Source organism: Corynebacterium sp. TAE3-ERU12 (assembly GCF_019209905.1).
Taxonomy (GTDB): Bacteria; Actinomycetota; Actinomycetes; order Mycobacteriales; family Mycobacteriaceae; genus Corynebacterium.
The window spans coordinates 397,251-406,681 of the sequence record NZ_JAHUTM010000001.1 but is presented as its reverse complement, the minus strand read 5'-3'; the positions used below and the strand labels follow the sequence as shown (position 1 = coordinate 406,681).

Sequence of the window (9,431 nt, the reverse complement as noted above, 5' to 3'; positions counted from 1 at the left end):
AACCCAACAACGAGAGGGAGAGACCATGCCGGAGCGCGGGCTCCACGCGGCTCACGTGACCGTCACATATGGAAAAGAAGCGGTCCTGACAGACGTGACGACCACGTTCCCCGAGGGCAAGCTCACCGCAGTGGTTGGGCCGAATGGCTGCGGGAAATCCACGCTGCTGAAGGCCTGCAGCAGGCTGCTGCCAGCAAGGAGCGGGCAGGTGCTCCTGAACGGCGACGACCTTCACCGACTCCCCACCCGGCGGGTTGCGCAGCTGCTGGGTATGCTCCCGCAATCCCCGGTCGCACCGGAAGGCCTGTCGGTCCGAGATCTCGTGGCACTCGGCAGGCACCCCCACCATACGGTCACTCGACAATGGTCCAGTGCGGACGATGACGCCATCGCTGACGCCCTAATGCTCACACACCTGAGCGAGCTAGCAGATGCCCCTGTCGATGAGCTGTCTGGAGGGCAACGTCAGAGAGCTTGGATAGCGATGGCTCTGGCGCAGGACACCCCGACACTGCTTTTGGACGAGCCCACGACGTACCTAGATCTCGCCACCTGTATCGAGGTGCTTGAACTCATCGTCATGTTAAGCCGCGTCCGCGGAAAAACCGTCATCGTTGTCCTCCACGATCTCTTACTCACTGCGCGCTACGCCGACGAAGTGCTAGTGATGCATGAGGGGCGCGTCGTAGCCAAGGGGCATCCGCGGGAGGTCTTCACCGTGGAACTGCTACGCCAGGTATTCCGCCTCGAGGCTGTTCTCCTCGACGATCCGGCCGGAGACCGACCCCTCATCGTCCCTCTCGGTCGCGCCTAGCCGTACACGGCCACGCGCCTTAGATGCTCCAGCCAGCCGCAGACTCTGTGGACTCCAGGAACCGCCGGTAAACGGCACTGCCCTCCCTCAGGGTCTCGTCATCGCCTACGGCGTCGATACCGCCTTCACCGTCGAAAACAATGAACCGGTCACAGTGCCGCAGAGCCGAGGCCCGGTGAGCGATCATGATCACCGTGCGGGAGCGCGCCAGCTCGGCGATGCCATCGAGAATGAACTGCTCATTGAATGCGTCGAGGGAGGCCGTCGCCTCGTCGAGCAGCACGATAGGCGCATCTTTAAGTAATGCACGCGCAATAGAGATACGCTGGCGTTCACCACCGGAGAGCATCCCTCCCCCTTCACCCACGGGGGCGTCAAAGCCCCCGTCGAGCCGCCCAGCGATTTCGTCCACTCCAGCGGCATGCGCCGCAGCCAGAATCTCCGTCTCAGATGCATCAGGACGTCCGACAGCAATATTGTCCCGCAGTGTCCCCTCAAACAAGTACACGTCCTGGAACACGACCGACAACTGCGCCATCAGAGTATCCGCATTGTAGTGGCGGACATCATGACCAGCGACCCGCACCGAACCGCTCTCGACGTCAACGAACCTTGCGATCAGCTTCAGCGCTGTGGTCTTCCCGCATCCGGAAGGCCCGACGATGCCGACAACTTCACCGGGTGCGATGCGAAAGTCGACTCCCTCCAGAACAGGCAGTCCCGAGTGGTATCCGAAGGTCACATCGCGGAATTCGACCGTGCCCTCCTGCTCAGGCACGGCGGATTCTACGGGGTCGGGCAGGGAGGGAGCATCGAGAATTTCCCGCACCCCGCGAAGTTTGCTCGCAGAGACCCGTAGCGCGCTGGAGAGCCCAACGAGCTCGGTGATGGGCCCAGTGAACCTCGCAGCCAGTGCAATGACTGCGAAAGCCGTCGGACCATCAATGCGGTTTCCCGAAAATCCATGGATTGCGAGCACAATGACTGCCGACAGTGTCGTCTGCACGAGCACCCCGCTGAGGACGGCAGCAACCGTCGCCCGGCCACCCTCGCCCCTACTAACCCGTAGCTCCTCATCGAGGGACTCCGCGACCGGAGTGAAGGCCCGAGCGTCGACCCCGGCCGAGCGCAGCACCGGTTGATGCCGGGCGAAATCAAGCACAGCCTCCTGCACCGCGAGCTGTCGGGTATGGGTAGCCTGCTCGCCGGAGTCGATCACCGCCGTCGACCACCGAGCGGCACCCCAGACCACTAGCGCACCGATCACCAGGGCGACCGCCAGACCGGCATCAGCGAAGGCAACAACAATCGCCACCGTTGCTGTCGCCGCGAAAGTCGACAGCACAGGAGACAACAAATGAGCTACGGACATGCCGACCACGGTGGTCCCTGAGATCATGGTGTCTGCCACCGAGGCCGCCCGCTCCCTCGTACACCACTCGAGGGGGACGTCTACCAAAGCATCGGCCGCTCGCCGATGCATGCCCGCCACGATCTCTAACGAGGCCGCGTTCATTGCAAGCGTCTGCACATAATGGAGTACAGCCGCCCCTGCGACCACTCCAGACAACGCCGCAAGCCACCCTCCGGCGGTACCGTCATCGGCGGCAAACGATCGAGTCAGGGGGAGCAACAGTCCCATAGCTGCCCCGGCCAGTACCCCGTAGACCACTGCGGCGAATAGATAAAACGCAAGCCGCACGCGCCGTCGACTCTCGACGATCCCAAACAATTCCCGAATCATCGAATTCCCTCTTCCCTGCCGATGGTCGATCTTTGCCATAGGTCCGCGTAAATACCCCTCATCTCGAGGAGTTCATCATGGGTGCCCACCTCAGCGACTTCGCCACCATCGAGGACGACGATTCGATCACAGTCGACTACGGTACGTAAACGGTGCGCTATGAGGATCACCGTGGCTTCTTCGGTGAGCTCATCCAGGGCGGCCTGTACCCGGGCCTCTGAATCAGGGTCAGCGAACGAGGTAGCCTCATCCAGGACGACGATCGGCGCGTCGCGCAGGATCGCCCGCGCAACCGCAATCCGCTGTTGTTGTCCTCCGGAGAGCCCGTGATCGCTGGTGACAAGCGTGTCGAAGCCCTCAGGAAGCGCGAAGATATCTTCTGCGACCTGGGCGCGACGGGCTGCTTCCACGACCTCGTCATCACTGGCCCTAGGGCGGCCGAGCCTGATGTTGTCCGCAATGGATATGCCCACCAGACCGGTGTCCTGCAGCACGAACGAGACAGTGTCGTATAGCTGACGCGGTGGGATCTCCCGGACATCGACTCCGCCGATCCGAACCTGACCACGCGTTGGATCGTCAAACCGTGCAACTAGGCCGGCCAACGTGGACTTCCCGGCACCGGAGGCCCCCACCAGTGCGGTAGTGGTGCCAGCTGGGAAGTCGAGCGAAATCCCCTTTACAGCCAAATCACCGTTGCTGTAGGCGTAATCGACGTCGGCAAGCTCGACATCGGTACCGGTGAGCTCAACCTCCTCGGCCGCTGCGGGCAGCCCAGGGATGTCCAGGATGTCCGTGATCCGCTCGGCAGCAGCCTCCGCCTGACGCCGGAATTGCGCGCTAAAACCAAGGGATACGACGGTTGAGGGAATCACCATAGCGATCAGCGCAGCCGCGATTACTTCAACCGGGTGACACCAGCCGGCCCCAATGAACCAGAACCCGAACCCCAGGGTGAGCAGAAGGATAACCGGCGCTGATAGCAGGACCCCAGCCAGCGCGGAACCCCGGGTCAAGGTTCGTGCCCAGGCTCCGTAGGTGTCCTGATAATCTTCAGCAGCCCGGATGAACCTATCGTGGGCTGTCCTCCGAGTGCCAAACACTTTTACCACGGCGATGCCGTGGACGAATTCCGTGATGGCCGCGCTCATCCGACCAAGCGCGGCGGCGATTTCCTCCATGACTGAACCGGCGCTGCGCATAGCAATCCAGGACAGAAGGCCGTAGGCGACTAACGGCAGGGCCGCAACGATAGCCAACCGCCAGTCAAGGAGGGCGCACCAAACCAATCCAGCTATAGGAGTAACTACCCCGGCTACCTGCTCCACTTTTGCGTGTGCAACCAAAAAATGTAGTTCAGCGACATCATCGTTCACCGCCCGGCGAACGGTACCGGACGGGGTCGCACTGAACCAGCGCAGTGGAACCCGAGAGAGCACATCGACAATACGCCACCTGAGGTGATGCTGCAGTCTGACATCTGCATCATGGGATATCGCCAAGGCCGCGGCCTCTGCAAGCACTCGAAGGATCAGGGCCCCGGCCACAGCCGCAACCAAGCCGCCTCCCGGTGGACGCTCTTCGAGAAGATCGCTTCCTATCATCCCAATCAAAGCCAAGGGCGCGATGGCCGCCACCGACGCGACGACCTGGAGCGCGGCTGCGGCGCGGAGAGAGCCCGATACCGGACGGATCAACTCGGCCAGCCTAGCTGCAGATGTCGTATTCACGGCGTCGCCGGCTTGATCCGAACTATTGTCCAGCATGCACTTTCCTCCCCGTCCAGCTTCATCGCCACATGGTAGCTTTGCTTACGCTACCCTAAACGATTGTGCGGATGACGAAAAGGGACCCATGCCCGACTGCCGACGAACCTGGTTGAGACAACTCTCCGCAGCCTCTCTAGCAGAGGCACCACATCTTCTTCTTTGCCCACATGCTGGTGCCGGGGCAGCGAGCCAGCGTGCCCTCGGCGAAGCCTGCGCATCATGGTCGACCCCATGGTCAATCCAATATCCGGGACGGCAGGATCGCGCCGGGGAGGCCCCCGCATCCAATATCCGCGATATCGCTGAGACCACGGCAGCGGAAATGGCGAAAGAGGCGGTGTCAGATACCCGCCCAGTAGACGTTTTCGGTCACAGTATGGGTGCACTGGTTGCCTTTGAAGTAACGCGCAGTTTGGAGCAACTGGGGGTCCCGGTGCGCTCCCTCACCATCTCCGCCGCTGTACCAGCACACACGGTGGCTGGACAACCAGACCATCCAAAGACTGATGAAGGCATCGTAGACCGGATAGTAGGACTAGCTGGCACAGATGACGCGATTCTGGCGGATCCGGAATTGGTTGCGCTGGCGGTTGAGGCATTGCGCGCTGACTACACGATGATCGACTCATATTCTTGCCCCGACACCGCCCAGGTGTCCTGCCCTATCACAGTTTTCGGCGGTGACGCGGATCCCGTAGCGCCATTGGCAACACTCTGGGGTTGGGGCACGCACACCTCCTCGTCCTGCACAGTCCTAGCGTTCCGGGGAGGTCATTTCTACCTGTCCACACGGCTTGCGGAAGTCGCGAAGCAGATCGAGGACATTCACAAGACAACCGAGACGGAGCTGACATGACGTACGGGGCCGAGATAGTTATTAGCGGTATAGCTCTCGAAGCCCCTGGCGGGGCGACATCGGTACCTGCTCTCTGGGACTGCCTCACCGGCCCGACGGACGTGCTGGTACCAATGCCCCGGGATCGGGGCTGGGATATCGATGAATTACTTACCATCGGCGAGCGTCCCGGGTGGCAGGCTATCCCCGACTCGTGTGGATTGATGCCGGCTGCTGCCACCTGGGATGGACCAGCCTTCGGGGTTTCCCCACGCGAGGCGATGCTCATCGATCCACATCAGCGAGTCGCGGCCCGGTGTGCGGTTCGTACCGCACATTCGGCAGGTCTGCAATGGGGCAACCATGACCTCCACGAGGCAGGTACCGTCATCGCGACCCTGCGTGACGACTACGGTCCGCCATTCGGCCGCCCAACCGACCTGCATGGTGACCTCCTGGTCGGTGGTTCGCTGAGCGCCGTCGCAGGCCGAGTGAGCCACGTTCTCGACCTGAGAGGCCCGTCGATGACCATCGACGTCGGCTGCGCAGGATTCCTTACCGCACTAGACCAGGCCGCAACGCTGGTACGCGGCGGCACGGCCCCAGCGATGTTCGCGGGCGGCGTAAGCGTACTTTGCTCACCGGGAATGTTCCTGGAGTTTTCCCGGTTGGGTGCGCTCGCCGCAGACGGGCACTGCCGTCCATTCCATCCCGATCATCCAGGCACCGCATGGGCAGAAGGATGCGTCATCGCTCTAGTGGAGACTGCGGATTCCGCTCGGCAAGCCGGGCGCACACCACTCGCCGTGCTCCGGGCCAGTGCCACCACCCATGGCGGTGCCCGTTCCTCGATGCAGGTTCCCAGCGGCGCTGCACAAGAGGAGGCGATCCAAGCCTGTTTCGCGGCAATGGACGTGCCCATATCGGAAATCGGTGTAGTCGAGGCCCACGGTACCGGGACCCCTACAGGGGACCCCATCGAACTCGGCGCGTTGGCAGCCACCTACGGAGAGGCCGCCGTAGCGGCCGGTACCGAAGTCATCGTGCACTCATCGAAGGGGCATCTAGGACACGCGCAGGCTGCAGCTTCCGGGCTCGGGTTATGCGGCCTAATGGCAGCCGCCGAACACGGATGGATCCCGAGTCACCTCGAAAGTGACTCCCCAGCCTTGACCCCGGGTCCAGGACTACGACTAGCTACCGGCTGCCCCTGGCCGAAGTATTCCGGATGGTGCCACGCTGGGGTGACTGCACTGGGCATCAACGGAACCGTCACACATGCGGTATTCGGCTTTCCTATGGAGGAATCATCATGACCGCTGTCGTAGTCCTGCCTGCCCGCAACCCTGAGCTACTGCGCAGGGATGCCCGCCGGTTGCTGGTTCACCTATCGCGCAATCCCGGTTGGTCCCCTGCCGACATTGCCGCCCAGATCCAGGCCACCTGGCCACCCGGCCCTACACGGGCTGCAATCACCGCCGACACTCCAAGGGAAGTGCTCGACGCACTGCACGCGCTGGCGTTGGGGAAGGACCATCCCGCATTAAGCACGGCCTCCGCTGCCAGAGATAGGGGCCGGGTCATCGCGGTCTTTCCTGGCCAGGGACAACAGCGCCCCGGTCTACTGCGTCCCCTGTACGACGGATTTAACCAGGTGCGAATGGTCGCCGATGAGCAGGCGGAGTGCTTCCGCGCCGAACATGGGATCGACATCGCCGGTTATCTCCTCGATCCCTCTTTCTCCGACACCGTTGACGAGACAATAATCCAACCAGCCCTGTTCACACAGATGCTCGCTATCGCAGAATTGTGGCGCGACCATGGATTACAGCCGGATGCGACACTTGGTCACTCCCAGGGTGAGATCGCCGCCGCGGCCTTCGCGAAGTTAATCACTGCGAAGGATGCTCGAATGGTCGTGGCTACTCGCGCCCGCATGGTCAGCGATCTGCCTGGCGGCCCGTATGGCATGGCCGTGCTAGGGGTGGACGACCGGAGTTGCCGAACCCTTATCGCTCCGTGGGCTGGTGACGTCGATATCGCTGTACACAACGCCCCGACGCTGAAAGCGATCGCCGGTACGGCCAAAGCGGTGGGGTCCATCGTGGACAAGGTAGTCCGGGACGGCGGATTCGCCCGCTATCTACCGGTGGGGTATGCGGCACACACGTCCGCGGTCGATGCAGTGCGAGAACGTTTTACCGGGGTACTGCACAATGGTCTGGCCCATTCCACCTTTGCCTCTGGGGAGCTCGATTGCCTGAGCAGTGCGTTGTGTGGCGCGCCGATCCACGCTGGGGCTGATCAGACCACTCACTGGTACGCCAACCTACGTAATCCAGTCCGCTTTGATGACGCGATCACTGGTATCGGCGCGGCGACGTTCATTGAGATGTCGGCGATGCGAACCCTTGATCGGGCCATTACAGCCACACTCAATTCCGCCAGGGAACATATCGACGCGGAGGTCATCGTGACTTCTCCTCGCAGTGAACCGGCGAGCACCACTGACTGGAGTGCAGCCTATCGAGTCGCAATTGCGGAAGGACTGTGCCCCTGTCCGCAATCCCCGGCTCTTTCCCCCGCCAACACCCGGGACTTCCCTGCGCCCAGTTTCAATGAGGATCACCTGTGGTGGACAGGGTCACTACAAGCACCAGATGCGACGCCCTCGCACGAAAACGAATCCAATACAGCACCGAAAATCCTGCAGCATACGTGGTTGCCACTTCCAGCGCTCCCACAGAGTCCGCCCCGGCCAGTGATCGTGGACCCCTCCACACGATGGGCCTCCAGCCTTATCCAGGCCTGCCACGAACAGGGACTCGAGATCATCACCACCGCGGATGGAAACACCCCAGTAACCATACTGTGCTCTGTTCCCCCTGAGGCGCGAGAAACTGCAGATGCGATTGATTTGCTCACCAGCACCCTCGAAATGCTGCCGAAAGTTTCACCAGGTTCACAGCTGACGCTCCTCACCACGGGTGCCACGTCCGCTAGCGCAGGCCCCCGCATCCCTGGGCACGCCGCATGTGTACCCATCGCCGCGAGCTTCGCTGCCTCCAGCGGCTACCGGTTCCGGCACATCGATATACCCGACCCAGAGCCAACGTCCACCGTAGCCCGAGCTGCGGCCGCCGCAGTGCAAGCACGCGATAGTGCACAAATCAGCATTGGGAAAGACGCGACGTTCGTTCCCCGATTGACGCTCCTGGATGTCGAGTCTCCGTCTGTACCTGCGGAAGCACTGCGTCACGTCCTGGTCACAGGGGGAAGGGGGCAAGTTGCAGGCCACGTAGTGGCATCTCTCATCTCACTTGGAGCGGAGCGAATCACCGTGGTCTCCCGCGACCCCAGTGCCTTCTCTCCCGAGTTGGCAGCGATGGCTCGAAGTGCCGAAATCCCTTTGCAGCGGGTCTATATGGATCTGATGTCAGACTCGCAACTCCCCACGGAGATGCCGGATACTCCTGTATCGGCGGTTATTCACACTGCGGCGACTTATCCTGGGGATACGCGCGGAGAGACTATCGAGCAGTCGACACGCCTGCGGGCCAAGGCTCTTGAGCACCTTCTAACCCGCATCGCGACCACCTCCGATTGCACAGTGATATTCAGCTCGTCGATCGCTGTGACACTCTCACACCCGGACACCGCATCCTATGCTGCGGCAGTGGCCGCGGCAGAGACCCTTGCTGAATTGCACCCGAACTGGCGCATCATCCGGTGGGGGATTTGGCCGGGTACTAGCAATTCGACGGGGTTTTCTTCGGTACGCGCAGCTGACGCGGGAACTGGCCTCCTGGCGATGGATCCGGAGGAGGCCCTGTCGTGCGCTCTCCGGGCTCCGACCGGAATTACAGCCGTACTGACCGCGGATTGGGCGCTCCTGGACGCCGCCTACGCGGCCAGCGGATCTCCCAACATCCTCGACCCCACCCTGCTAAATTCACAGCTCGAACAGGAGAGTCCGGCGGAGGAACTCCGGTCCGGAGCACCCACCGCGATAGCCGATTCTTCGCCGAAGTCTGCGGATGAAGTCGAGGAGACTCCTGCGGCCCTGTGTGCTCGGGTGCTGGGATACCCGGCTACGCGAACACTTGATCTTGACACTCCACTACCTGCTTTGGGACTGACGTCATTGCAGGCGATCGAATTGCGAGGACTACTCGCGAATCGGGGCATCAAGGTTCTCATCGCCGATCTTTTATCGACAACAACCATCCGCGATATCGAGGCGCTGGGCTAGCAATTGCCCCTAGCTCT

6 protein-coding genes are annotated in these 9,431 nt (G+C 62.0%); 4 read left to right on the top strand and 2 right to left on the bottom strand.

Going from position 1 to position 9,431, the window contains the following annotated elements; all coding sequences use genetic code 11:
* Window positions 1–25 precede the first annotated feature (25 nt).
* The gene (locus tag KRX51_RS01860; RefSeq protein ID WP_218361253.1) at window positions 26–814 is read left to right on the top strand and encodes an ABC transporter ATP-binding protein; all 789 of its coding nucleotides are present in this window, start codon (window positions 26–28) and stop codon (window positions 812–814) included.
* 19 nt (window positions 815–833) lie between these two features.
* On the opposite strand, the gene KRX51_RS01855 is transcribed toward KRX51_RS01860, so the two are convergent.
* Both KRX51_RS01855 and KRX51_RS01850 read right to left on the bottom strand, forming a co-directional pair.
* On the bottom strand, window positions 834–2,558 hold the full coding sequence (locus KRX51_RS01855) for an ABC transporter ATP-binding protein (protein ID WP_218361252.1): 1,725 nt from the start codon (window positions 2,556–2,558) through the stop codon (window positions 834–836).
* Window positions 2,555–4,324: an ABC transporter ATP-binding protein gene (locus tag KRX51_RS01850; protein WP_218361251.1), complete on the bottom strand. Its 1,770-nt coding sequence runs from the start codon at window positions 4,322–4,324 to the stop codon at window positions 2,555–2,557. The genes KRX51_RS01855 and KRX51_RS01850 overlap by 4 nt, the downstream gene beginning before the upstream one ends.
* Here KRX51_RS01850 and KRX51_RS10295 point away from each other — a divergent pair.
* Genes KRX51_RS10295 through KRX51_RS01835 form a run of 3 tightly spaced genes read left to right on the top strand, consistent with a single transcriptional unit; the run spans window position 4,323 to window position 9,414 of the window.
* Window positions 4,323–5,183, top strand: coding sequence for a thioesterase II family protein (locus KRX51_RS10295; RefSeq protein WP_370624975.1), 861 nt, complete (start codon window positions 4,323–4,325; stop codon window positions 5,181–5,183). The two genes, KRX51_RS01850 and KRX51_RS10295, sit on opposite strands and share 2 nt — an antisense overlap.
* Window positions 5,180–6,478: a polyketide synthase gene (locus KRX51_RS01840; RefSeq protein ID WP_218361249.1), complete on the top strand. Its 1,299-nt coding sequence runs from the start codon at window positions 5,180–5,182 to the stop codon at window positions 6,476–6,478. The genes KRX51_RS10295 and KRX51_RS01840 overlap by 4 nt, the downstream gene beginning before the upstream one ends.
* On the top strand, window positions 6,475–9,414 hold the full coding sequence (locus KRX51_RS01835; protein ID WP_218361248.1) for an acyltransferase domain-containing protein: 2,940 nt from the start codon (window positions 6,475–6,477) through the stop codon (window positions 9,412–9,414). Before KRX51_RS01840 ends, KRX51_RS01835 begins: the two co-directional genes overlap by 4 nt.
* Window positions 9,415–9,431: the final 17 nt, after the last annotated feature.